The organism is Paenibacillus sp. FSL R7-0210, from assembly GCF_038009085.1.
Taxonomy (GTDB): Bacteria; Bacillota; Bacilli; order Paenibacillales; family Paenibacillaceae; genus Paenibacillus_AQ; species Paenibacillus_AQ silagei.
In genome coordinates, this window is sequence record NZ_JBBPAR010000001.1 from 3,762,605 (window position 1) to 3,788,798 (window position 26,194).

Consider the following 26,194-nt stretch of genomic DNA (forward strand, 5'->3'; position numbering starts at 1 on the left):
GCCTCCTTAAGAAGCAGTTTGCGTCGCTGTGATGAACCCCATGAAATCCCCGATCGACTGGAAATCCTCATAGGCAAAGTGATCAAAATCAAACTCAATTTCAAATTCGTCTTCGATCCGGAGAATGAAATTAATCATCTGCAGGGAATCCAGACCTACCTCATTCACAATATCGGTGGCTTCAGTGGCAGTGAGCAACAGCTCGGGATTGTTCTTAATTTCACTCAAGATCCGCACAATGGTATCCTGCATATCACCGTTCTCCTCGCATCATGAATTTTAAATAAACAGCCTTGCTTACTAGTTATGATACAGCCTCAGGGTTCCGGCTTCTAACTCACATTTTTATGATATGTATAGGATTTTTATTGGATTGATTGCAGCTGAGAGATTACTGTTTGGAGTAAGATCCGCTTGAGCACTTGGGTGGACGCTGCGTGAACGGACCGCTGTTTAAGCGGGGAACGAACTAATCATTAAAATACCAAACAAAAACAGGTCCCTGCTGGCATAAATGCCAAGCAAGAACCTGTATTGTAAGCTATGATGCGGTCAAGAGGACTCGAACCTCCACGATATTGCTATCACTGGCACCTGAAGCCAGCGCGTCTGCCAATTCCGCCATGACCGCATATTATGTATTACAGTGATTCAATCACCGTAATTAAGAATATACTCTCTTTGGCCGGGAATTGCAAGCTTTTTTTGTGTGTATTTCTGTAGGGAGGTGTGCCTTAAGCCAATACCTTCAGCACATCCGCGATCTTCCGCTGATGCGACAGGACACCGTAATTCATCCAGGCCATGAAATCCACCTCGTACACGCAGCGGTTGCGTACTGCAGGCAGGCTTCTCCAGATTGGGGTATCGAGCAGTTCCCGCCCCTCACCTTCCTGCCGGTCGAACGTAATGAACAAATGATCTGTGTTCAAGCCGGACAGCTCTTCAGGGCTCAGGCTCACGCACTTCTGTCCACGGGTGAGCTGCCGTACCAGGGGATTCCGCCCCAGCTCCAGATCTTCATAGAGGACACCCGCTGCATATCCCAGATGCTCACTGCCATACAGAGCAATGCCATGGGCAGAAATCCGCAGCAGTGCCACTGTCTGCCCCCGGACGCTGCGGCTGAGCTGACGTTTTGCCTGCCGGGCCTGCTGCTCATAATCGCTGATGACCTCCTGCACCCGACCCGTTCTCCCGAAGACTGCACCTGCGCTGCGGAGCGTGGCACGCCAGTCCTCCTGATGGAACGGGAGCCGGAACAGCGGGGCGACACGGCTGCATTCCCCCAGCTGCCAGCGCTGGAAGCCGTCATCCAGCATAATCAGCTCAGGACTGTAACGGATGAGTCCTTGCCAGTCTCCGCTGGAGATATCGAACGCCGGAACCTGATCCAGCCCGAGGTATTCCTGCTTGCCCCACTTGGCATGGCAATACTGCACGACCGGAGTAATGCCGAGTGCCAGCAGATAATCCTCCAGAAAAGGGGCAAATACCCGGACGCCCTCCTGATGGAGGCTTCTGTATTGTCCGGGAGTCACCCCTACTGTTCTTTTGAAGCGCCGGTTGAAATAATACTCATTGCTGTAGCCTGCAGCCAGGGCCACCTCATGCAGCCGGTCCCGGGTCAGCAGAAGCTGCTGCTGTGCCCGTTCAATACGCAGACCGTTCAGGTGCTCCAAGGGCATCCGGCCCGTAATTTCTTTGAAAATCTGCGTATAACGCGCACGCCCGATCCCTGCAATCTCAGCCAGCTGATCGACAGATAACGGTTCACTGCAATGCTCTTCCATATAGCGGATCGAGGCTTCCACGGCCTCACGGTCATCCTTAGCCTTCAGTACCGGAGTATTCGCCCGCATAATCAACAGCAGCAGCTCCTGGAACCGGGTCTGGGCCGCGAACCATTCCACATCCTCCGGGCGCCGGAAGCTATAATAGATGGAATTCAGCAGCAGGGCACACTGGGAGAACGGCCGGCAATCCAGATATCCCGGGCAGAGCAAATATTCTGCATGTTCCTCCTGCCCCTTATCTCCGGTGCCAAGCTTGACGTGCCCTGCGGGAATCAGCGCGAACTCCATCCGGTACCAGCTGATCCCCTGCTCGCCGGCCTGAATCCGGTTCAGTGATCCGGCTTCGATCAGGAACCCGGCCCCTTTTTCCAAAGAATACCTTCTGTCTTCTGCCTTCAGCCACCCCTGCCCTTCGGACACAATAATTAAGGTATGCTCCGGATAGACTTCGATCTGTTCATTCCCGGATGGGGACCGGGTCACCGCTTCTATATTCATCAGGCTGTGGAGCAGCCTTCTCCTGGTGTGTTCCTGCAACTGTTCGGTCATTCTGCCGCCCCTCCTGACTGAGAATCATTATCATATACTCCAGTGTAAAACAAAAAAGAAGATCTATCAACCTTGCGGATAGACCTTCTTCTCGCTTATAGACTCACCATCGCTTAACGCTGAATTACTTCACCATTACCTTAAGCAGATCATCCAGCTTCATCTGGTTGGCCGTAATCCCCCCTGATTGCCAGTGCGAACGCTCCATCCTGTAAATGTTTCCGTTCTTGACCGCAGGCAGGTTCTTCCACAGAGGGGCATCGAGAATTTGGATCGCCTCCTGGTTGGCCGCAGTATCCCAATTCCCGTTGTCAGGGAACACAATGATATGATCCGCTTCAAGCTCGGGGATCACTTCTTCGGAGATGATCGACTGAAATTCCGTCATCTCAGCGGCCATAGGGACAGGTGTCAGACCGAATTGATTATAGAGCACACCGGTAAAACGGTTTTTGACTCCAAAAAGAGCAACGGTTTTGTCTGCCACATTAAGCCGGATCACAGCCACCTTCTCTTGTCCCAAGGCCTGCTGCAATGCGGCTTTGCCGTCTGCTACCTTCTGGTCATATTCGGCCAGTACAGCCTTCCCCTTCTCAGGAATACCGAGCGCGTCTGCAACCGCTGTAAGGATTAGCCTTGAATCCTGCAATACGCTCTCCGGCAGGCGGTAGGTTGGGGCTACCAGGGAATACTGCTCAACCTTAGCGGCATCTGCACCGCCATCGGTAATGATCAGATCCGGTTTCTTATCGAGCAGCGCTTCTATGCTGCCGCTGATATCAAATTCAGGCACATCCAGATTCAGATAATCCTGCTTGCCCCAGCTGGGATGGTACCACTGCACCACCGGGGTGACGCCAAGCGCCTTCAAGTAATCTTCCACGTAGATTCCCGCTACCCGCTGAGGGTTCGCCGGAATCTCCACCTCCCCGAATTCCCCGGTTACCGTCCGTGTTTCCCCTTCTGAAGCTGTCGCTCCGCCAGTCTCTGCAGGAGCTGCATTGGCAGCTGCCGCATTTCCTGTCTGGACATTCTTGCCGTCCGCAGCCTTGTTATTCGTTCCGCAGGCCGCGATAGCGGACATTGCCAGGATAAGTACAGCGGTCCAAATGATTTTCAGGCCCCAATTGTTCATGTCTCTCTTCACTCCTGTGTCTAATTTCATTGATAATCATTCTCAGATGATCTTAAACACAATAGTAGCATGCCAGGATCAGCTTTCAATGCACTTTCTCTGCGAAAATCTTATACAAACTTATAGTTTGACCCCGCCAAGCTGACGGGCCCATCGTTTATAACCGGTCTCCCACATATCTGTCGCGTCCGGCCCCCATACCGGCTGCGAACAGCAGTACGCTTGCTAAGACAAGCAGCGCAAGCGGTACATTCCAGCTCCCCGCAGCATCATGCAGCAGGCCAAACAGTGCAGGTCCCGCCGCCGCCAGCAAATATCCGGCAGACTGAGCCATCCCTGACAGCTCGCTGGCCTCCTGTGTGGTCCGGGTGCGCAGGCTGAAAAACATCATCGCCAGACCGAAGGCGAAGCCCCCGGCAATCCCTATGCAGATAGCCCATAATGCCATCAGTGCGGTACTGCCCAACCAGACGCCAAGGATGCCCGTGATAAACAGAACCGAAGTTATCACCACCGGCAGCCGCTGGCTCTTCATCCTTCCCACCCAGAGCGGCACGAAGAAGGTGAACGGCAGCTGGGCCAGCTGCATCAGCGAGAGAACCCAGCCGGCATGGCCGGCAGACATCCCCCGCTCACCTAGGATCACCGAAAACCAGGCAATCAGCACATAATAGAGCAAGGATTGCAGCCCCATGAACAGCGTAACCTGCCAGGCGAGTGGGGAGCGCCAGACCCTTGCCGCTGAAGAGGATGCAGTGCCTGCCTGCCCTGTGCCCAGACTCTTCAGCTGCGGAATCCAGAAAATTGTAGCCAGTGCAGCAATCATGAACCAGAGCGCCAGCGTTCCTCTCCACCCCAGCCCCGCACGGGTGGCCAAGGGAACACTCAGCCCCGAAGCAGCCGCTGCACATATGTTCATGGACACGGTATAGATTCCGGTCATCAGACCGATGCGGTGCGGAAATTTCCCCTTGATCAGTCCCGGCAGCAGCACATTACAGACGGCAATCGACAGACCGATCATCGCCGTACCTGCGAAGAAAGTTACCGTGCCGGAAGCCGAACGAACCAGAATTCCCATGGACAGCGTGAGCATGGCCAGCACCAGGATATTGGGCAGTCCCAGCTTGCGGGCCAGCCGGGGCGCAAACGGTGACAGCAGGGCAAAAGCCAGTAAAGGCAAAGTCGTAATCGCTCCCGCCAGAGTATTAGACAACCCCAGGTCATCCCGGATCATCTCCAGCAGAGGTCCGACGGAAGTGAACGGGGCGCGCAGGGCAGCGGCCACACAGCTGATTCCGGTGACGAGCATCCATCTGCTGCGGATATCCGCAGCAGATGAGGACAAGGCCGGGCTTGTCCTCTTGTTATTTTCACGGCCGAGCTTCATGTTGTACCTCCAGGTCGCAGCAAAGCACCCGTCAAGCCCGGAGCTTGTCAGTGAATACAGCCGCTATATGTATTACGCCCTTCAACCAAGGCGCATTATTTCATTATACCATATCGCTTGATGGAGCAGCCTCCTAGCCACAAGTGGAAACGGCTTTGCCGTCCTTTTAAAGGACGGTACCGTTTCAGCGAGAAATAGAAGGATAAGTTATCGTGTGCAACATATAAATTCTTATATTTGAAGAAAACCGCCGGTCTCAGGGCCGGCGGCAGGGCAACAGGTGAAACAGAATTAGAGACAGAAGGATTTAGTGATGATGACGAGCAGGATGAACAGAACCAGAATCGCTCCAGTTGAAGTGAAGACTCCGCCGTATCCCCCAATATTTTCGCTCATGTTAACTCCTCCTTTATGCCCGTATACTGTTAAAATATGTATAAAACCGCTTTTCGGTATGGGTTAAACGGCAATGAATTCCGCAGTATATTTCTAATTTAAATGTTCTCACCGTTGACAAAACGTGTAACCCGCTTTAGTATCCTAAACATAGGTTCAGTTGAGAATCAATCTCAATAACCAGATACATAACATATTACAGAAAAGAGTGAACAAGAGATGCTGCGTCGTTTTTTCTCCTATTACCGTCCTTACAAGAAGCTGTTTATCCTTGATTTCACCTGTGCGGTGGGTGCCGGTCTGCTGGAGCTTGCTTTTCCGGTGGCTGTCAATAAATTCATTGATGATCTGCTGCCGGGCCAGGATTGGCCGCTGATTCTGATTGCCTGCGTTGCCCTGCTCGGGATCTATGCGCTCAATACGGCGATGAATTACGTCGTTACCTATTGGGGGCATATGCTGGGCATTAATATTGAAACCAATATGCGCAAAAAAATGTTCGATCATATCCAGAAGCTCAGCTTCCGGTTCTTCGACAACAATAAAACAGGTCACCTGCTCGGCAGAATAACCAATGACCTGAACGATATCGGGGAAGTCGCGCATCACGGGCCGGAGGACGTGTTCATTGCCGTTATGACGCTGGTCGGCGCATTTGTGCTGATGGCCGATATCAATCTTCAGCTGGCCGTGATCACCTTCATCATCGTGCCGATTATGGCCTGGGTCATTATCCACTTCGGACGCAGCATGACTGAAACCTATCACCGTCTATTCGGCAACGTAGGAAACTTCAATGCCCGGATTGAAGATAATGTCGGCGGCATCCGCGTGGTCCAGTCTTTTGCCAATGAAGAATTCGAGAAAGAGCTGTTCGCGGTGGACAACCAGAAGTTCCGTGAGACCAAGCTGATGGCGTACAAGCTGATGGCCAAAAGCTCGTCGGTCAGCTATATGATGACCCGTCTGATCACTATTGTAGTGATGGTCTGCGGGGCGTGGTTCTTCATTCAGGGAGAGCTGGAAATCGGGGAATTCGTCGCTTTCATTCTGCTGTCCAACGTCTTCTTCCGGCCGATTGAGAAGATTAATGCTGTAATCGAGAGTTATCCGAAGGGGATTGCCGGCTTCAAACGTTATCTGGAAGTCATTGATACCGAGCCGGATATCGCTGACAAACCGGATGCAGTAGCGGTTGGCCCGCTTCGCGGGGATATCAGCTTCAGCAATGTCAGCTTCGGCTATGAAGACGACCGCAAGGTGCTGGAGGATATTAGCCTGAGTGTTAACGCCGGTGAGACGATTGCCTTCGTCGGACCCTCCGGTGCGGGGAAAACAACCATCTGCAGCCTGCTCCCCCGGTTCTACGATGTGACCGGCGGCGCGATCTCCATCGACGGGATCGACATCCGGGATATGAAGCTCAGCTCGCTGCGCAAGCAGATCGGGATCGTACAGCAGGACGTGTTCCTCTTCTCCGGCACAATCCGTGAGAATATTGCCTACGGCAAGCTTGATGCAGGGCTGCCGGAAATCTGGCAGGCTGCCCGTCAGGCCCGCCTGGAGGAGCTGATTAACAGCCTGCCGAATGGCATGGACACTGTGATCGGCGAACGCGGCGTCAAGCTGTCCGGCGGACAGAAGCAGCGCCTGGCCATCGCCCGGATGTTCCTGAAGAATCCGCCGATTCTGATTCTGGATGAGGCTACCTCGGCCCTCGACACCGAGACAGAAGCAGCAATCCAGCAGTCACTGGCCGACCTCTCGGTGGGCCGCACCACGCTGGTCATTGCCCACCGCCTGACGACGATCAAGAACGCTGACCGGATCGTTGTTGTCAGCGAGGACGGCATCTCCGAGGAAGGCCGCCACGAGGAGCTGGTGAACGCCGGAGGCACGTACAGCCGCCTGTATCAGGCGCAGTACAATGCTTAGAATATCGAAGAGTTAAGAGCAGAGCAGGACTCTAACGGCTGGTTAAGCTGGTCTATATACAAATGAAACCCTTCCGCGCAGCCTAAGGCTGCGCGGAAGGGTTTTTTGTTCAGATAAAACTCGACACTTCGGATAGTAGCGGACACCAGAGCCGTTATGTGCAAATCTTGCTCACTTTTTCCCGTCTTTTGGACTCCAGAGCGCTTATTGCTCAATTAAAAGTCCAATAAGCGCATTTTCAGGCAAATAACATCTCTGGAGTCCGTTAACTACCCAAAAACAGATTTTTCCGCCTAATAAGGCCTCTGGAGTCCGCAAGGCTCCTGATTTAGAAGAAAGCAGTGTTACATGTCTTAACTGCTCCAGCTTATTTTTTGGCAATATGGCACTTCAGCAGCTTGCCCTTCACGGTAGTCTCTTTCATCGTCTGCAATACGAGTGATCCCTTACCGTTCAGAATATCGACGTAGGTCACGTTATCCTGAATCGTGATGATCCCGATGTCCTCAGCCGAAATGCCCTCAAGCTTCGCAATGGTGCCGACGAAGTCCACCGCGCGGAGCTTCTTTTTCTTGCCGCCATTGAAATAGAGCTTCATGATGTCCTGATTCATGACCTCGGTTTTGCCGGCTTTGCGGACCTGCTGCTTACCCAGCTTCAGATCGAAGGCAGGTTTGGCATAGGCCACGGCATCGTCCGAGGGAGCCTTCATCTCCGGCAGGCTGAAGCCGATATAGCCTTCAATTTCCTTGACCCATTTGTGCTCGTTCGGCGTCACGAAGGTGATGGCTTTGCCGCTTTTGCCTGCGCGGGCAGTCCGGCCGGTGCGGTGGACGTAGCTCTCTTTTTCGAGCGGGATATCGTAGTTGATGACATGGGTGATGTTCTCGATATCAATCCCTCTGGCTGCAACGTCGGTGGCGATCAGATAACGGAACTGGCCCCGCTTAAAAGCATTCATCACCTCAAACCGCTCGTCCTGCTCCATGCCGCCGTGAATCTTGTCCACCGGATATTCGAGGTCGGCCATCCCGCGGAAGAGGGCATTCACCTGCTCCTGGGTCCGGCAAAAAATAATACAGCTATCCGGGTTCTCCACCGTCAGCAGGTCGCTGAGCAGTCCGAACTTGGCAGCTTGTACAACCTCAATCAAGGCATGTTCAATCGATGCTGTCGTAATTCCGCTGGCTTCAATCTCAATATCCACCGGGTCCGTCATATACTTCCGGCACAGATTCTTGATCACTTCCGGCAGTGTCGCCGAGAACAGCATCGTTACACGTTCCTTGGGCAGCTGCTTAATGATCTTCTCGATCTGCTCGATGAAGCCCATGCTGAGCATTTCGTCCGCTTCGTCAATCACCAGATATTGTATCCGGCTCAGGTTCAGCGTACCGCGCTCAATATGGTCGAATACACGGCCCGGCGTGCCTACAACGACATGCGTCTTCTGGGTCAGCTCCAGCTTCTGCGGGGCAAAAGGCTGCTTGCCGAACAAGGCTACCGCCTTGATCCGCTTGAAGCGCCCGATGTTCGTAATATCCTCTCTCACCTGCTGGGCCAGCTCCCGGGTAGGGGTCAGCACCAGCGCCTGGGGTTTGTTCTCCGCCCAGTCGGCCAGCTCGCAGAGCGGGATGGCGAATGCTGCGGTTTTGCCGCTGCCGGTCTGAGACTTGACGATCAAATCCTGCCTCTTCAGCGCTACCGGAATCACCTTCCGCTGCACCTCGGTGGGGTCCACATACTTCAGAACCTCCAGCGCGCGGATAATCTCCTCATTCAGACCATAATCACTAAACTGTACTTGTTCTTCACTCATATTATATTCTACCTCTTCTATGCTGATTGTTCCGGTTCAGGCGGGGCCAGCCCGCGTTCCATCCATCTTGCGCATTATTCCATTATAACACCTACTCCGCCCCCTGATTCCATTCCTTATCGAATTGCTCCAGAAAAATCAGCATGAACCGGTGCCGCTCCTCCGCCAATTGCTTGCCGTACGGGGTGTTCATGAGGTCCTTCAGCTTCAGCAGCTTCTCATAAAAATGATTGACCGCCGTACCCTTGGAATAATCGCGGTATTCCTTCTTCAGCGATTCGTCACGCGGGGGAATCTCCGGATCATAGACCGGACGGCCCTTCGCACCGGAGAAAACCATCGTCCGCGTGATGCCGATCGCCCCGAGTGCATCCAGACGGTCCGCATCCTGGACCACCTGCCCTTCCAGCGTTGACATGGGCTCGCCCCCGCCGCCGCTGAAGGACATTGTCCCGATGATCTCCATAATATGCCTGCACGCAGCTTCATCCGGCAGATGTGCGGTGAGCCATGTTTGTACTTTGAGCAGCCCCGCCTCCTTGGAGGGGTTCAGCTTCTCGTCTGCTACATCATGCAGCAGGGCAGCGATCGTGCAGATGACCACACTCGCCCCTTCCATTCTTGCGATCAGCGCCGCAGTATTCCGCACCCGGTTAGTATGGAACCAGTCATGGCCGGTGGTATCCTGGCCGAGCTGCTCCTTCGCGAAGTTCTCTGCTGCTGTAATCAGCTCTGTATGATTCATTATGATTGCTCCTTTATGGAAAATAATGCAGGTCTTGCGCGGTTGCTCCTGATCCGCTATAATGTGCTGTAATCCAGCCGGAAGGGAATTGATTCGCATGAACCGCTTGTCCATCATAACGAATCAGCTTCATCATCACAAGCAGCGTTAGCACACCTGAATTCATTCAGGGAGGGCTAGCGCATTTCGCGTTCGACCTCCCTGCGGCATAGATAAGCGCGCAGGACCATGGGGTCCGGCGCGTTTTTTATTTTACCGAAATTCACATTTAAAGGAGCTGTGCTGTATGCAAAATATTAAAGGAACTTACGATTACTTCGGCCGGGAACAGACCATCCGCCAGAAGGTGCGCACTACGCTGCAGGAGCTGTTCGAGCTGTACGGCTTCGAATCGATGGATACAACCCTGCTGAATGAGCTGGAGCTGCTGACCTCCAAATACGCCGGGGGCGATGAGATTCTGCGCGAAATGTACCAGCTGGCCGATCAGGGCGGGCGCAGGCTGGGGCTGCGTTACGATCTGACGATCCCTTTTGCCAAGGTGATTGCCTTAAATCCGGGCATTGAATTCCCCTACCGGCGATATGAGATCGGGAAGGTGTTCCGGGATGGTCCGGTCAAAAAAGGCCGCCTGCGCGAATTCCTGCAATGTGACGCCGATGTCGTCGGTATTGCCGGCCCGCAGGCGGAAGCGGAGCTGATGCAGCTCGCCGCAGAGGCGTTCCGCCGCCTTGCGATTCCGGTTGTGCTGAAGTGGAACAACCGCCGCTTCCTGGGTGAGATTCTCGGGGCGGTCGGGGTTCCGGCAGAGGAACAGCTCTCGGTGATGCTGACCCTCGACAAGCTGGCTAAGATCGGCAGCGGCGGGGTGTTGGCAGAGCTGACGGACAAGCAGCTAACCGCTCAGACGGTTACACTGATCTCAGAGCTCCTGGAGCTGAAGAACCCGGGATTCAAGGAACTGGTGGAGCGGTATAAGCTTGAAGGGCTGCCGGGGACGCTCGAAGTGCAGGCCTTGCAGCAGCTGATTGATGCGGTTGGACTTGCGGACATGTGCGTCTTTGATCCATTTCTGTCACGCGGGCTGTCATTCTACACGGGGACAGTCTATGAAATCTTCGATGCTTCAGGCAGCTATCCCTCAAGCCTGAGCGGCGGGGGCAGATATGACGCGATCATCGGCAAGCTCGTGGGGCGTGATGATATCGAATACCCTACCGTGGGGATCTCCTTCGGCATGGAGTCGATCATGGCCCTGTTAGGCGAACGCCGGGAGCAGGCAGCGGCGGAGCGTTCCGGTGTCCTGATCGTTCCGATCGGCGGGTATATGCCGCAGGCGCTAGTTGCTGCTGCTGCGCTGCGGTCGGCAGGCATCCGGGTCACGGTGGACACCGGCATGCGCAAGCTCAAAAAAACGCTGGCCACAGCCAGCGCCAAGGGCATCCGCTATGTGATTATGGTCGGAGAGAGCGAAGCCGCTGAGCAGAAGCTGCGGCTGAAGGATATGGAGCTGGGGAGCGAGCAGCTGGTTACAGCGGCGGAGGCTGTTCGCTTGACTTCGCAATAATGGTTGTTAAGTAAATTGGAGTATCTCCCCCTCGCCTGTTTGGCTATCAGTATAGGATCAGTTTCAGATTACGCGTGGCGACAACATATTGTTGCATTTTTAGCAGGATTTTTATCAGACTTATCTCCAATAATGCAAATTGTTGGTCGAGTAGGCGGGGCCTTTCCTTCGTGGATTGTGCCCCTACCCCTCACAGATCCGTACGTGCGCAATTTACGCATACGGCTCTTCACCCCATCGTTCACAATTGGCCTTAATCGTAGATATTGACGTAGATCCGCGGCTTAGGTAGCCTGAATTCGTTTAGCACTTCGTAGAACCTCTCCCAGGTGAAACTCCTGCGCTGACTTCTGCGGTTTAGCCATGTATAGATCAAGTCGAGCGTTTGCATGTAATAGGTTTTTATTTTCTCCGAGTTATCCGTGATTCCATAGTATCGGTAGTGTCCCGACAGTTTGGACCGGATGACGCCTAGGAAATCCTCCTGCTTCATGTGGCGATTCCACCTGACCCAGCTCTTCATGGCTCTGACCTTCTGTCTGAATTTCTTCCCACTCGTTTTACGCTTTACCCGGAAGGTTCCTTTTCGGCTCTTGGCGCAGTAGTGCGTGAAGCCTAGGAAATCGAATGTTTTCGGTTTCCCTTCGCCCTTCCTCCGTGATTCTGCTTCCGCAAAACGACCGAACGCGATGATTTTCGTCTTCTCTTCCGCAATGCTTAACCCGAATTTCTCCAGCCGGAGCACAAGTGCGGTATAGAAGCGTTCTGCATCTTCTTTGTACTGGAAGCAGCATACAAAATCATCGGCGAAGCGCACCATTTCGGCTTGCCCCCCGCACTGCTTCCTCACCGTCACGGTAAACCATAGGTCAAGGACATAGTGCAGGTAGACGTTGGCTAGCAGGGGCGACACCACCGAACCTTGGGGAGTTCCTTCCTCCGTCGGTTCAAAGTGTCCATCCTCCTGAATACCTGCTTTCAGCATCCGTCTCACCAGCCGGTGGATGTTTGGATCTCCGATTCGCAGTTCGAGGAATTTCATCAGCCATTCGTGATTTACATGGTTGAAGAAGCCGGAGATGTCTGCATCGACGACATAGCTGGTTTTTCCCTGCTCGATGACCCGGTTTAGATGTTTCAGCGCACTGTGCATGTTTCGGTTCGGGCGAAATCCATACGAGAAATCCATGAAGTCTTGTTCATAAATGGCTTCCAGTACTCTTTTCAGCGCATGTTGCACCAGTTTGTCTTCATACGCAGGAATTCCTAGGGGCCGCATGTTTTTCCCGTCCTTTGGGATGTACACTCTTCTCGCGGGCTGAGGTCTGTAGCTTCTTCGCTTTAACCGGTCCACCAGGTGTGTTACATTCGCTTCCACGTTGGCTTCGTACGTCTCTTTGGTCGATCCATCGACTCCGGTTGCCTTTCCCGGTTTCATCTCTTTGTGACTTCTCTTTAATGCTTCTGTGTCAATGAGATGTCCGATGGAGTTGAACCGTAACTTCGGATCTGCTTTGGCCATTTCTGCTATTCTTGTTAATTTCGTTTCCATTTTTTTTTCCCACCTCTGTGTGTGGCCAATGTGTCCTTACCAAGATTGATGGGGTGTCGCCTGCCTTTCCTCCGCCCCCATTACAGGGGTTTCACAGGTCTTATGCGGCAATCCGACTCCCTGAACGCCGTTTGACATTCTTACGTGTTACGGCTTGTTTGCCATACTCCTGCAAAGGTTCCTAAATAGTACTTCTCTCGCAGAAGAGCGTCAGGGTCTCCCGAGTTGCTGAGTAACCATGGGTATACATGCCTGGCTCTTCGACCCCGGGGAAGCTCCTCCATCCTCGCCTTTTTTTTTTTTTTTCGGCTGGAGTCATGTTGTCTTCCGGGAAAGTGAGCCCGTCGACCTTCCCGTTTGCTGCATTTCGAGGCTCCATCACTTTCAGGCCTGCATCCTAACTGTCTACGCTTAAACGGCAGGGTTACCCTTGCCGCTCCAAGACTCGCTATTGGTGGCGTGGCTTTCGCCTTTCCAAGCAGGGGTTCCACCTGCTAAGTTACTCAACCTAGGCTCGGTCGCTCCACTTTATGCAGGATTCCCACCGCAGTGACGCCTGGCGAGCACCGATTGTTGTCTTTTGTGCAGGATTTTCACCAGATTGCCGTTTTGGATCACGCATTGTTGTATTCTGTGCAGGATTTCGTATAACTCCATGGTTAAACGGGTTAAAGAGTAAAGAAGCTGCGAGCAGTCCTTATGATCCGTCCTTATGATCCATAGAAGCCGCCTGCACCATGCGCGAGCTGTCCCTGTACGCTTTGGGCGATAGACCGCTGCAATTCTTGAACACACGGTTGAAGTGGCGCACGTTGCCGAAGCCCGTCTCCTCAGCGATTCTGCTGATCTTCTCCCCGGTGAAGGCCAGCTTCCTGCGGGCCTCCTCCATGCGGATATGCGTGACAAATTCGCTAAAGGTGACGCCGGTCTTCTGCTTGAACAGGTTGCTGAAATACACCGGGTTCAAATATACTTTGTCGGCTACCTCCTTGAGACTCAGCGGATGATGATAATGCTGCGAAATGTAGCGCTGGGCCACAGTGACCGGATCGATATCCTTCATCTCTCTGGATTCGGCAATGCAGCCGGTCAGGGTGAGCAGCAGCCCACGGCATTGCTCGGCAAGCTCCTGCCGTGAAGAGAGGCTGCACACCTCGAACAGAATGGTGCGGATATCCTTCGAGCCCAGCCATGATTCGGTAACCCCAAGCTCCTCGGACAATTCATAATAATACAGCAGCAGCTTGCAGATTTGCTGGTGAATGCTCTCGGGTGATTCGGCTGTGCTGCACAGCTCTTCGATCATATGTTCCACAATCGGGCCGATGCCGGCTCCTCTTCCGCCGGTAATCGACTTCTCCAGGATCTCCCAGGACCACTTCAGGGGGCCGCTGCCTTCGTTGGGGCGCTGCTTCATTTTGGCATAATCCAGCAGCTTGTCACCGCCTTCAATCAACCGGTACAGGAGGGCAATTCCGGCCTCGTTGTAGGCTCTGGGGATTCCCGGCAGCCCTTCTGCCGGATTGCTGACCCCGATCGTCACCGTCAGATTGGACAAGGAACGGATCTGCCTGCGGATCAGGTCCCCCAGTGCTCCCGGCGCTGACAGGGAATGCTGCGGGTCTGCTGTATTCAGCAGGGCAACCACCTCGGTATCCGACTGCACGAAGCTTATCCCTACGGCCTGACGATCGATCATCTCCTGGACGACCTGCTGGATATACAGGAGGAACAACGATGCATCTCCCCGCTGATAACGCTCCTTCTCCACGGAATGCTTATCCAGCTTGATGACCATGCAGATGAAATAGGGATGACCGAAGGCGAAGCCCAGCTCACGCAGCAGCCGCAAGTCGCTGTCCGCTATCTTGCCTTTCAGCAGACTGTCCGCCAGATGACCGGCCACATGCCGTTTCAGCACAGGCTGCACCTGCCACGGCTGATCGCTTCGCGCAGACTGCTTGTGACGCTCGGCCAGCTCCTGCCCCAGCCGCTCCAGCACACGGCCCAGCTCCTGGCGTTCCACCGGCTTCATCAGATAGTCCTTCGCCCCCTGGCGCATGGACTGCTGTACATAAGCGAATTCATCATAGCCGCTGACCACGATGGTCATCAGATCCTTGAAGCGACCCGCAGCCAATTGCTGCAGCTGGATACCGTCCATCCGCGGCATGCGGATATCGGTGAGCAGCACCTCTGGAGACAGCTCGGCCAGCTTGTCGAGTGCATCATAGCCGTCGCTGGCTTCACCGACCACCTCCCAGTTGCTATCCAGGCTGGTGATCATTTTGCGCAGTCCTTTGCGGAAGACCGATTCATCGTCAACAATCAATATTTTAGGCAACCCCGTCATCCTCCCTTGCAATGCCCTGATGATGAATGACCGGCAGCTTCAGCACGGCCTTGAAGCCCTGATACGGCATACTCTCCAGTGAGAGGCCGTATTCCTCCCCGTAATGCAGCACGATCCGGCGGTGGACATTCAGCAGCCCGTTGCCTGAGCGCCCGCCGAGCTCCTCCGTATTTCGCAGATGCAGCCGGAGTGCCTCCAGCGCTTCTGCATTCATACCGATTCCGTCATCCTCGACTGTAATGGTAAGCACCTGATTGCTGCTGCCTGCGGTCAATGTAATCACGCCCCGGCCCACCCCCTGGTCCAGCGCATGATTAATCGCATTCTCGACCAGCGGCTGGATCATCAGCGGAATGACCTCGCAGTCCAACAGCGAGGGCTCAATATTCATCGTGAATTGAATCCGTTCCTCATAGCGCATCTGCTGGATGGCCATATAGCCGCTTACATGGTCCAACTCATCCTGCAGCGTCACATGCTCCTTGCGCCCGCTCAGACTGTAACGCAGCAGCTTACTCAGGTTGTTAGACATGGTTATAATCTCCGGGCTGCCCTCAAGCTCGGCATACATACTGATTGAGCCCAGTGTATTATACAGAAAATGCGGATTGATCTTGCTCTGCAGCGCGGCAATTTGCGCATCCTTCTCGCGGATTTCCGTCTCATAGAGCAGATAACCCAGCTCGCTGAGCTTGGCAATCATGCCGTTAAACGAATGGCCCAGCAGCCCCACTTCATCCGTTCCGCTCACCGGAAAAGCCTGACTCAGATCGCCGCGCTCAACACTGCGCATCAGCCGGCTCAGCTTGCGCAGCGGCTGGGTGATCCGGTAGGCGATGAACACATACAGCAGTAAGGCTAGGCCTACACAGATCACGCCAATGAGAATAAGATACGTGCGCAGCACCTCGGTATCCTTCATCAGACCGGACACCGGCACAACGCCCACGGTCGTCCAGCCAGTTACTTCTGAGGTGACATGCGCGACCAGCAGCCCTTCGCCCCCGGACTTCACATGGCTGACCCCTTCGACCGTTCTGCCGAAGGAACCATCCGCTACTCCCTGCGGAATTCCGTGATCCTTGCCGGTAACCAGGTTGCCGGAATCATCCGTAATGTACAGCAGCTCCTGGGGGTCCAGCGTTACCTTCGACAGAATCTCATGGATGAACTTGGGGTCCACATCAATGACAATGTACCCGAGCGTGACTCCGTCATCGAAGCTGCGCAGCTCCCTTACGATGGAGAAGGCCTGATATACATTTCCGCCGCTGGACCTTAAATCATGCGTGGCCACATAGACTGGCTGTCCATAATGCCCCTTGAACTTATTCAGCCAGCTTACATTCTCATCCAGCTTGTAAGTCGTGACATACTGGCTCTCCGGCATGACCACATAGGAAGCTCCGCCCGTACCATACAGGGATACGCCCAGAATATCGACCCGGCCGTTCAGAAACACCTGGGTGACGAAGCTGTTGAGTCCGCTGATCTCATCCAGCGTCAGGGGTTCGCCGGGGGCTCGCTTCGTGGCCAGATAATCGGTCACCTTGGGATATTGATAGGGCATCACGGTCAGCCGGTTCAGCTCATTCATATAGGTATCGATATTCAGGGTAAGCTGCTTCAGCGTCTGGAGCTGATAATCGCCTACCTTGCGCTCCGTCGTTTCGGTGAAACGGGCAAAGGCGAAATAGCCCATCAGTCCCAGCGGAAGCACAATGAACACGACATTGATAAGAATAAGCTTGCGCGCAAGCGCCAGGTTCCTGAACCAGCCGCGAAAGGATTTCAACCGCATTCCCCCCTTGCTCCCTTACAGTCATTTCTTCAGTTGAAGGTTGATGCTGTCCACCGCCTGCTGCAGCGCCTGCGCCGGACTTTGCTCCTTGTAGATCATCCGCTCAAACTGCCGGATGATCTCTTCATTAATACTCCACTGCTTCATATTCCGCGGCCAATAGACTACGGAGTTGGCGGTATTCGCATAGTCACTGCGGAATTTCAGCGCAGAATACGCCCCGCTCTCCACGACCTTCCGGGAGCTCGGGACATGGCCCGCCTCCGCCCACATCACCCCGTGCTCAACGGCCCAACGGGCAAAAGCCATCGCCGCCTTCCGTTTCTCCGTACTCATCTCACTTTGGGCCGGAATCGCCAGCGTATGCGAATCTCCCCAGACGGCCGGATGATCATAAATGACCGGAACCGGCACAACCCCTAGCTCCAGCTTCTCAGCCTTCTCAAAAGCGCCCGTGCCCCATACCCCGGTAATCAGCACCGCCGCCTCCCCGTCATAGAACAGCTTGAAGGCATCATTGATCCCTGGCGGAACCAGCTCCCGCTGGTACAGACTGTTGACGAACTCCAGTGCCTGCAGCGATGCCTTGTTATTGAAGACCGCCTGTGTGCCGTCCGGATTGTAAAAGACACCGCCGCCCTCGATCTGATTGTACAGGCTCCACCATAACCACACGGAATCAATCCGTGTGCTGGGCAGAGCCAGCGGTGCGACACCGGGCGGAACGGACTGCTTCAGCTTTTGCAGAAAAGCGGTAAAGCCTTGCTCTCCCCGGCCGATCACCGGTTTATCCGCTGTGTCCAGCAGCCCGGCCGCTCTTAAATATTTCTTGTTATAGTAGAGCACCAAGGTATGCGTATCCAGAGGCACCGCATAATGAGCGCCTCCGTAGACGGTGGATTCGGCAATTTTGGTGCTGAACTGGCCCCAGTCCAGGCCCGTCTCCGCAGCCAAACCGTCCAGCGATTCAATATAACCGTTCTGCACGAACTGCGGGAGATTGGTGGCATGGATCACCGCCAGATCCGGCGCATTGCCGGACAGAATGGCTGTCCGCAGCCGGGAATAGTAATCATCCAGCCGGGAGTTGATCTGATCGACCCGGATATCCTGATGCTCCTTGTTGAACTGCTCCACCAGCCCGGTCATGAAGATATTGTCTCCCCCGCTGAACGGGGTCCAGTATTCGAGAATCACCGGCTGGACAACAGGTGCCTGCGGCGGCTCCTCCCTCTCTGCACCACAACCGGCCAGCAGCGGCAATACCAGCAGCAGAATTGAAAGCGTACTCAGTTTAATGCGTCTGTATCCGGTCTTGCAGCTAGTATCTCTCATATGAGTAAGCCCCCGTCTTGCTTCCCGTCTATGAATCTGCCTGCTCATTCACTCTTCTGCCATATATCCATATAATCTATACTGAAGCTGCCTTGTCTGTCAAAAAGAATGATCTCGTTCGGCCCCCTCTGTAATTTCAGCTCCAGCTGCCAAAGGGAAGGCATATTGCGTTCCTGCGAGAGGGGGGAATAGAGCGTCTTCGCACCTCCGTTCACCGCCAGCTCCAGCTTCGCGTCCGGCGAAGCATTCATCACCGCCGCCAGAACCGTGTAGGTTCCGCTGTGCGGGACCTGAAGATGGCTGAACTTCAGCGCAGCTCCGCTGCCGCTTAAGACAGCCGCTGCCCCGCCCGAGGCATAGGGATTATCCTCTGCCGCCGCGTTCCCCTCCATGGCTTGAGCCTCGCCTTCATATCGCGGAATTTCAATCGCTTTCACCTCCGTCACAGCACCCTCGGGCAGCTCTATGGCTACTGTATTCTTCCCGGCTGTGAACAGCAGGCTCAGATAAGCATAGCCGGTCTGGCCCTCACCGGATGGCGGCAATGGAAGCACCGCCGCCGGCCCGCCATTCACCGAGACTGCCGCCCCGGCCGGTTCTCCTCCCGGATTCACATAATGCACCAGCAGCGGGAGCATGCTGTCCACCGTGGACGGCAGGGACGGGAATTCCAGCTTGTTCCCGCTGCGCAGGGCCGCTTCCGCCTGGAACACGCCCATGCCTGCGGGAACCGGGATGGCCTCACTCAGCGGAAGCGGCTTGCCGAAGACCGGCAGGCCGTCAGCATCCCAGCTAACCGGCTGGGCCCGTGCCTTGCGGTTATTCCAGCCGTCCTCCGCCCCTGTCGTGGCATGATAGACGATCCACTGCTCGCTTCCGTCCGGCGAGACCGTGAATGAATTATGCCCCGGTCCGTAGACTCCGGCAGCTTCATCCATGGCCAGCAGGGGCTCTTGCGACTTGATCCAGTCTGAGGCCTCCAGCGGGTTACCCCCGGGCTTCAGCGCAAGCAACCCCAGACTGTAGTACTTAGTCCAGCTTCCTGCACCGGAATATACAATGAAGACACGGCCGTTATGATGAAGGACGGACTGGCCCTCATTAATATAAGGCGGGCCTCCGGCCTGCTCCCAGGGAAGCAGCGGCTCGCTCAGCAGCACCCGCGGTCCGCTGATCGTCAGCGGGTCACTCATCGGAGCAATATAGGTATTCTGCGCAGCGTTTGCCTCCCCTTCCCAGCCGGACCAGACGAAATACAGCTCCCCGTCCACCTCCATCGCCAGCCCGTCGATCGCCCATTTATTACTGCTGTCTGTTACCTGGCCCTTGAAGGTATAGCTGCCCAGCGGATCACCGCTGTCCGCTTGCAGCACATACATCCGGTGGTTCTCGTTCTGTCCGTCATCTGCAGCAAAATAGATATACCAGCTTCCCCGGATATACTGCAGCTCGGGGGCCCAGAGATTCGCCGAGTAGGCTGTCTCCGCCGGCGGGTACCATACGACCTTCCGCTCCGCCTGGCGGAAATCCAGGGTGAGCGACTTCATCACCATAATATCCGTTCCATTATGGGTGAAGGTCATATAATAATATCCATCCTTGTAGATCACACTCGGATCAGGCGTATCGATCTCGGCCAGCGTATTCTTGAATGTTCCCCCATGCCCCTTATAAACTTCATCCTTAACGCCGTTATTGGGCTTCAGCAACAAGTATGCACCTCCTGCGAGTATAAAGAACAGAAGCGCCGCAAGGGAGTAGATTATTGTACGTGAATTTTTGCCTGCCCATGCCTTCTGCTGTGTATCAGGTTTCATGCTCATCTGCTTCCCTCCCCGTCTTCCGCTATTTCACTCCCGAGCTGGTAATCGCCCTAACGAACGACTTCTGGCCGGCAATGAACAGGATCAGCACCGGCAGCGCCGCGATGGTGGTCATGGCCATTAATTTACCATAGCTCTGGGTATAGCTGCCTGTGGCCATCATGGCAATCCCTGCGGTGATCGTCCGCATCTCCGGAGAGGTGGTCGCGTACAGCGGCCAGACAAAATCATTATAAATCCCCATAAAAGTGAAAATCCCCAGTGTCGTCATGATCGACACCGCTGAAGGCAGCAGAATTCTCCGATACAGATTCCATTTGTTCACCCCGTCGATCCGGGCTGCTTCCTCGATCTCCTTCGGGAAGGAGACAAAGAACTGATACAGCAGGAATACCCCGAATGCCCCGGCGGTAGCCGGGAGGATCAGCGCCTGATAGGTATTGATCAGACCGAGTGTATTGAATTCGATGTACATCGGCAGAAAAGTCAGTACGCCTGGAATCATCAGCGAAGCAATGAACATCGCCAGCAGCGTGCGGCGCAGCGGCAGATCCGGCAGACGGGCCAGGGCAAACGCCGCCATGGAATCGATCAGCAGCACGATCGCTGTGCCTGCAATCCCCACCGACAGGGAATTGACAATCCAGCGCAGAATCGGGGTATTCATCAGCTCCCCGCTCAGCCCCTGGACGAAATTATCAAGCGTCGGTTTCTTCGGCAGGAAGTTCATCCGCCCGGAGAGGGCTTCAAAATCATTTTTGAACGCCGTCGACAGCATCCAGACCAGCGGCAGCAACACGAACAGCGCAATCAGGATGGCCAGCAGCAGCAGGCCTGTTTTTTTGGCTTTTCCCATCTATACCTTCTCCTTCCGGTTCGTAAGACGGAACTGTACGATAGACACCAGCATGATCAGCAGCGCCATCAGAATCGCCATCGCCGAAGCCGAACCGATATCCTTGCGCACGAACGCCTGGTCCAGCACATTGATCAGCAGCACCCGGGTGGTATCTCCCGGCCCCCCGCGCGTCAGCAGGAACGGCTGGGCGTAAATATTGAAGGAGGCAATGGTTGATGTGATCATTACGAACAGCATGACCGGCCGGATGGAGGGCAAGGTAATTGACACGAAACGCTTCCAGGCATTCGCCCCGTCCATGGAAGCCGCCTCATAATAGTCCTCAGGCACCTCATTGAGCGCATTGACAAAAATAATCATATTGAAGCCGATTGTCCACCAGAGTGTCGTAAGCACCAGCGCAATCCAGGCCCATGGCGTAGCGGTCAGCCACGGAATGCCGGTCAGGCCCATCTTTTGCAGCAGACTGTTAATGAACCCGGCATTCGTATCGAACATCATCAGCCAGATGACAGCCATCACGGAAGCTGACAGCGCGTAGGGAAGGAAATAGAAGGTGCGGAACAGGCCCCGGAGCTTCGCCGGCAGCGCATTGACCAGCATCGCGATCCCCAGCCCGGTAATGATCAGCAGCGGAACCGAATACAGGACAAACTGGAGGGTGGTCCACAGTCCGCGGAAGAAAATACTGTTCTCATAGGTCCCCGGAGTGAAAATGGTCATGTAATTGCGCAGCCCCACAAAGGGGTGGGCGGCAGACAGCAGCTCGAAGTCCTGCAGGCTGATGACAAAGCCATACAGAATCGGGAAGAGCAGAAACAGCCCGAAGGCAGCCAGATAGGGCAGCACGAACAGAAATGAGGTCAAGCGTGAAGTCCATAGGGTTTTCAAAAGTGATTCCTCCTTAGCATAAGGATAAGGAAAAGCGGGAAGCTCCCGCTCCCCGCCATGCCAACCGAATGATCCGCTCCACGGACCTCTATTTCATCGCCTGACGGGATTTGGCTACAGCATCATCCATCGCCTGCTGCGGTGATTTTTTGCCAAGAAGGGCACTGCTCAGCTCTCCCCATACCGGCTCGATAATCGTTCCCCAATTCAGCACATTCGGTGCGAACTGTACGGAGGAGAAGCTCTGGGATACCGTACTCTGGAACTCCATAGCCTTGAATTCGGCGCTGTCCATCACGGTCTTGGAAGCTACCGCCTGCCCGGATTCCGCCCAGTCCAGCGAGTTGCCGGAGACATATTTCAGGAAATCGCCGATACCGGCCAGCTTCGTGCTGTCTGTCACGGACTTGGGAACGACGAAGCCATGCGAGCCTGCATAAATCGCCTGCTTCGCCTTGCCGATCTGCGGCATGACGGCGACGCCATAATTAAGCCCGGCTTCATCGAACTGGGATTTCATCCACGGCCCGTTGAACTGAATGGCGTTTTTGCCCTGCAGGAACAGGGTATTCTCACCATCCTGCTGAACATTGGCCGGGGAGACTCCCTTGTCTACCATATCGCGCAGCCACTGTACCATCTCAACCGCTTCAGGTGAATTGTAGGCTACATCCGTTCCGTTCCAGAGCTCCCCGCCATTCTGCCAGACGAGGGACGGGAAGATGAACTGCTGCGGCCAGAGGGTCGGCACCACGTATCCATAGACCCCCTTGGATTTGTCCGTCAGCTTCAGCACAGCGGCATCGAATTCGGCACGGTTCGCTGGAGGCGCAGTGATGCCCGCCTTCTCGAACAGATCCTTGTTGTAATACATAACGACCGGATGAATGTCCAGCGGGATCGTATACAGCTTATTGTCGATCGTGGCATATTTCACCGGAGCTTCGGCAAAATCAGCCGGGTTGATCCCGGCCGCGGCCGCCAGCTCATCCACAGGCTGAAGTTGCTCCTTGCTCTGGTACGTCGGCACCTGATCGACATGCATAATCATCAGGTCCGGCTGTTCCTTGCCGGTACTGAGCGCTACATCAAGCTGTTTGTAATATTCGCCATTCGGCTGGATCACGAAATTCACTTTATACTTATCCTGGGAGCTGTTGTATTTATCAACGATTTTCTTCATGAACGGGCCGTCCGAGCCGGAGAAGGGTGACCAGAACAACAGCTCTGTCTTTTTGCCGCTGCTGCCGCCTCCGTCCGCGCCCTGTGTGGCCCCTCCGCTGTTCGCGCCGTTATTCTTCGCATTGTTGCCGCCGCAAGCGGTTACAACCAGTGCCAGCATCATACCCATCAGTAAAAGTGATGCTCCCTTTTGCATGGATCGCTTCATCTGTATACTCCCCTTTGACCGGTAATTCAAAGCTGACTGCTCTTTGATGTCTATATGTTACCGCTGCGGGGGAGCGCAATAAATGTCCTCAGGCTAGGATCAGTGGACATATTTACAGATTGCACAGCTTCATTCCACTTGCACAGGTTCGATTCCCTTGAACAGAAAACGGGAGTCCGCCAGATATTCCTTTAGATAGGCCAGCGCATACGGCTGTTCTTCGCGCAAGCCGGGGTGCTCATCCGGATTGGTAATATGATGGCTGTAATTCCCGATCATGATCTTGACAAAGAAGCATTCCAGCTTCCGTTCATAATCCGGCTCCAGCGCACGGACACTGCTGTAGCCTCGAATTAGGCTCCTGCGTTGCTCCGTGGACAGCTCCAGCAGAGCGGCGGCCAGATCATACAGGTAGAAGCCGTAGCCGCAGAGGCCGAAATCAATCGCTCGGGGCTGGCCGTCAGCGAACACCACATTCCCAAAGTGCAGGTCACCATGGATCAGGCCATAGCTGCCGGGGTCTGGCGTCATGGCCTCGAGTTCACCCGGGATTCTGGCGGCGGCAGCCTGATAGAGCTTCCACCCCGGTTCCGGCACCAGAGCCGAAAGATGCTTCTCCAGCTTATTCCAATGCTTGCGAAAGCTGTCCGCTCCCCAAGCCGGACGGGTGAACTCCGCCGATGGTACAAACTTTTCGCCCGCTTCATGCATCCCGGCCAGCATCACGCCTACAGCGTGGAGCTGCTCATCTGTCAGATTGCCCGCTGAATGCTCCCCTTCGACCCAGCGCATCAGGGTAACATAGCTCAGCTGCTGCTCTTCACCGCCATCTTCATTGCCAGTCTCAAGAATATAACTGCCGCTTGAATCGCGCAGCCCCACAGGGACAACCAGCTCCGCTGCCCCGCTGAGATGGCTGAGCCATTCCAGCTCCGACAGAATCTCCTCCCGGCTGCACCGTTCGCCATGTATCCGCAGCAGCAGCTTGCCCGCAGTTTCCGTCTCTACCTTGAACGTGATACTGTCGGACTGCTTAATATATTCAACTTTTGTCCAATCCAACTCATATGCCTTAAGCGCCCGCAGTACTATATCCCTTGCTGCTGTTTCTAATTTCATCTTCCTGCCCCCTCATATGGATGTCTGCATTCATTATAGAGTTGGCGGAGGCGGCGGACATAGATAATAGACAGGTATAACCTGACTTTTGCACAAAACAAAGAGGCTGCTCCAAGAGTCATAACGCGACTTCTTGGGACAGCCTATTTGTTACGGGTGGATCAGGTTGAGTGCTAGGCGTGAGCGGTTGTGTATGGGCGCTTGTGTGTGGATGCTCGTGAGTTGGCGCTTGTGTGTTAGCACGTGTGCGTGGACGCTGCGATTGTATTTTCTACAATAGATTATGATTGAATGGGTCCAAAAACTCATTCTGCTGTATTTCATACACCAGATTTCTGCATATATGCTCCAAAAGGCCGCCTGCGCAAAATTCTACTGTACAGAGTGCAGCAGATGCTATTTTTCGGGAGGTTTTGAACGAATCTAGTGTATATAGTGCAGTCGAAGCCAGCTCGTGGTTGAATCTCACAAGCAGAAATGGCTGCGTCACGCGGCCTTAGATCTCTACTTTCTCTGCTTGCTTCCATACACAATCTTCTTGATGCTGTCGGCTGACAGGCAGAATTGCTCCGCCAGCTCAGTTACGCTCAATCCGCTGGCATAATGCTCACGAATGGACTGGTTCCGGGCGCTTAAGTAGGATCTGCCGCCTGAATTCTCACCCCACCGCTTGTGCTGTCCCTCAGGCTTCGGGATATACAGCATCCCGCCCTGCATGTATTTCTGAATCTCCTGCAGCAGCTGCTGCGGCAATACCACATCTGCATTTACATATTTCATTACTTGCTCCGCTCCTTTTAAGTTGTTTCAACTTATCAAGGCAGCAGAGTCTATCGGACAGGTGTTCACAGAGGAACTGGTGAATCGTTACAGCGGAGTATTGCTAACCGCTCTGCACATTAACCGCTGTGTGGTCCATAGACTCTGCGCAGAGCTGAGCATTAATCTGCTCATGAAGTTTCCTCCTCCCAGTATATTACTTACATATAGCATACCGGACACCCCGGCTTTTGCGCAAATGTTGTTTACCCGCGGCTTTTGACATTTCATCATAGATTTGTCCATAATACCAATAAATAAGGTAGAACCAATTGCCATTCTTAGTATCCTAGATGAGGCGGCAGGGGAGATGAGGTCATAATCATGAATAAACAATTAATCGCAGCGGCGGAGCGCGGGGATACCGCTGAGGTGTTGCGGCTGCTGGAGGCCGGAGCGGATATTCAGGCGCAGGACGAAAGCGGCCGAACGGCGGTGGTCGCCGCGGCCTATGGCAACCATGCCGGGACGGTCGAAGCGCTTATTGCCCAAGGTGCCGATATCAACATTCGCGACAGTATGCTTAATAATGTGCTGCTATATGCCGGAGCATCCGGATATCTGAACATTGTGAAAATGGCGGTTGAGGCGGGAGCGGATACGACGCTGACCAACCGCTATGGCGGGACTGCGCTGATCCCCGCCGCAGATCGAGGGCATGTCGAGGTCGTCAAGTATCTGCTGGAGCATTCGGATGTCGACATCGACCATATCAACAATCTGGGGTGGACCGCGCTGCTGGAGGCCGTCATCCTCGGCGACGGCGGGGAGCGGCATCAGACAATCGTCAAGCTGCTGCTGACGCACGGAGCCGATCCAGCCATCGCCGACCGCGAGGGTGTCACACCGCTGGCGCATGCCCAGTCGCAGGGCTATACAGAAATGGCCGCTATGCTGGAGACGGCAAGCCGCTTTTAAAC

20 protein-coding genes and 1 tRNA gene are annotated in these 26,194 nt (G+C 54.5%); 3 read left to right on the plus strand and 18 right to left on the minus strand.

From position 1 onward, the window contains the following. Positions 1-6 precede the first annotated feature (6 nt). The 6 genes from MKY64_RS16270 to MKY64_RS16295 form a co-directional block, all read right to left on the minus strand. Positions 7-252: an acyl carrier protein gene (locus tag MKY64_RS16270; protein WP_076078321.1), complete on the minus strand. Its 246-nt coding sequence runs from the start codon at positions 250-252 to the stop codon at positions 7-9. 295 nt (positions 253-547) lie between these two features. After that, a tRNA-Leu gene (locus MKY64_RS16275) sits at positions 548-631 on the minus strand. Positions 632-734: 103 nt separating this feature from the next. Next, positions 735-2,345, minus strand: coding sequence for a helix-turn-helix domain-containing protein (locus MKY64_RS16280; RefSeq protein ID WP_340954278.1), 1,611 nt, complete (start codon positions 2,343-2,345; stop codon positions 735-737). Positions 2,346-2,469: 124 nt separating this feature from the next. After that, a complete protein-coding gene (locus MKY64_RS16285) occupies positions 2,470-3,480 on the minus strand; it encodes an ABC transporter substrate-binding protein (protein ID WP_340954280.1) in 1,011 nt (336 codons plus the stop codon). Positions 3,481-3,637: 157 nt separating this feature from the next. Next, positions 3,638-4,870: a CynX/NimT family MFS transporter gene (locus MKY64_RS16290; protein ID WP_340954284.1), complete on the minus strand. Its 1,233-nt coding sequence runs from the start codon at positions 4,868-4,870 to the stop codon at positions 3,638-3,640. 291 nt (positions 4,871-5,161) lie between these two features. After that, positions 5,162-5,266, minus strand: coding sequence for a YjcZ family sporulation protein (locus tag MKY64_RS16295; protein ID WP_209874443.1), 105 nt, complete (start codon positions 5,264-5,266; stop codon positions 5,162-5,164). A gap of 219 nt (positions 5,267-5,485) precedes the next feature. On the opposite strand from MKY64_RS16295, the gene MKY64_RS16300 reads away from it, so the two are divergent. Next, entirely contained in the window at positions 5,486-7,201 is a 1,716-nt protein-coding gene (locus tag MKY64_RS16300; protein ID WP_036725333.1) for an ABC transporter ATP-binding protein, read from the plus strand. 367 nt (positions 7,202-7,568) lie between these two features. Here MKY64_RS16300 and MKY64_RS16305 read toward each other — a convergent pair whose 3' ends face one another. Together MKY64_RS16305 and MKY64_RS16310 are read right to left on the minus strand one after the other, a co-directional pair. Beyond that, the gene (locus MKY64_RS16305) at positions 7,569-9,020 is read right to left on the minus strand and encodes a DEAD/DEAH box helicase (protein WP_340954286.1); all 1,452 of its coding nucleotides are present in this window, start codon (positions 9,018-9,020) and stop codon (positions 7,569-7,571) included. Between the two features lie 91 nt (positions 9,021-9,111). Then, positions 9,112-9,765, minus strand: a complete 654-nt coding sequence (locus tag MKY64_RS16310; RefSeq protein ID WP_036725340.1) for an HD domain-containing protein — start codon at positions 9,763-9,765, stop codon at positions 9,112-9,114. A gap of 286 nt (positions 9,766-10,051) precedes the next feature. Here MKY64_RS16310 and MKY64_RS16315 point away from each other — a divergent pair, with 286 nt between their 5' ends. After that, positions 10,052-11,332, plus strand: a complete 1,281-nt coding sequence (locus tag MKY64_RS16315) for a histidine--tRNA ligase (RefSeq protein WP_340954289.1) — start codon at positions 10,052-10,054, stop codon at positions 11,330-11,332. Positions 11,333-11,585: 253 nt separating this feature from the next. On the opposite strand, the gene ltrA is transcribed toward MKY64_RS16315, so the two are convergent. The 10 genes from ltrA to MKY64_RS16365 form a co-directional block, all read right to left on the minus strand. Then, positions 11,586-12,884 (minus strand): group II intron reverse transcriptase/maturase, encoded by a 1,299-nt coding sequence (gene ltrA / locus MKY64_RS16320; protein WP_340950427.1) that lies wholly within the window; start codon positions 12,882-12,884, stop codon positions 11,586-11,588. A 697-nt stretch (positions 12,885-13,581) separates the two neighbouring features. Further along, positions 13,582-15,228, minus strand: coding sequence for a response regulator (locus MKY64_RS16325; protein WP_340954291.1), 1,647 nt, complete (start codon positions 15,226-15,228; stop codon positions 13,582-13,584). Then, on the minus strand, positions 15,221-17,032 hold the full coding sequence (locus MKY64_RS16330) for a cache domain-containing sensor histidine kinase (RefSeq protein WP_340954293.1): 1,812 nt from the start codon (positions 17,030-17,032) through the stop codon (positions 15,221-15,223). The genes MKY64_RS16325 and MKY64_RS16330 overlap by 8 nt, the downstream gene beginning before the upstream one ends. 27 nt (positions 17,033-17,059) lie before the next feature. Next, complete coding sequence (locus MKY64_RS16335) at positions 17,060-18,373, minus strand: ABC transporter substrate-binding protein (RefSeq protein WP_340954296.1); 1,314 nt, start codon at positions 18,371-18,373, stop codon at positions 17,060-17,062. Positions 18,374-18,417: 44 nt separating this feature from the next. Continuing rightward, positions 18,418-20,196, minus strand: coding sequence for a family 43 glycosylhydrolase (locus MKY64_RS16340; protein ID WP_340954299.1), 1,779 nt, complete (start codon positions 20,194-20,196; stop codon positions 18,418-18,420). 22 nt (positions 20,197-20,218) lie between these two features. After that, the gene (locus MKY64_RS16345) at positions 20,219-21,052 is read right to left on the minus strand and encodes a carbohydrate ABC transporter permease (RefSeq protein WP_036725349.1); all 834 of its coding nucleotides are present in this window, start codon (positions 21,050-21,052) and stop codon (positions 20,219-20,221) included. Continuing rightward, positions 21,053-21,946 carry a carbohydrate ABC transporter permease gene (locus MKY64_RS16350; RefSeq protein ID WP_339255241.1) on the minus strand — a complete coding sequence of 298 codons (894 nt, stop codon included), beginning with the start codon at positions 21,944-21,946 and terminating at the stop codon, positions 21,053-21,055. Positions 21,947-22,034: 88 nt separating this feature from the next. Further along, positions 22,035-23,336, minus strand: coding sequence for an ABC transporter substrate-binding protein (locus MKY64_RS16355; RefSeq protein ID WP_339255239.1), 1,302 nt, complete (start codon positions 23,334-23,336; stop codon positions 22,035-22,037). A 129-nt stretch (positions 23,337-23,465) separates the two neighbouring features. After that, complete coding sequence (locus MKY64_RS16360; protein ID WP_339255237.1) at positions 23,466-24,455, minus strand: phosphotransferase enzyme family protein; 990 nt, start codon at positions 24,453-24,455, stop codon at positions 23,466-23,468. Positions 24,456-24,959: 504 nt separating this feature from the next. Next, the gene (locus tag MKY64_RS16365) at positions 24,960-25,235 is read right to left on the minus strand and encodes a CD3324 family protein (RefSeq protein ID WP_036725355.1); all 276 of its coding nucleotides are present in this window, start codon (positions 25,233-25,235) and stop codon (positions 24,960-24,962) included. Between the two features lie 363 nt (positions 25,236-25,598). Between MKY64_RS16365 and MKY64_RS16370 the strand changes: the two genes are divergently transcribed. Then, positions 25,599-26,192, plus strand: a complete 594-nt coding sequence (locus MKY64_RS16370) for an ankyrin repeat domain-containing protein (protein WP_036725358.1) — start codon at positions 25,599-25,601, stop codon at positions 26,190-26,192. Positions 26,193-26,194 lie beyond the last annotated feature (2 nt).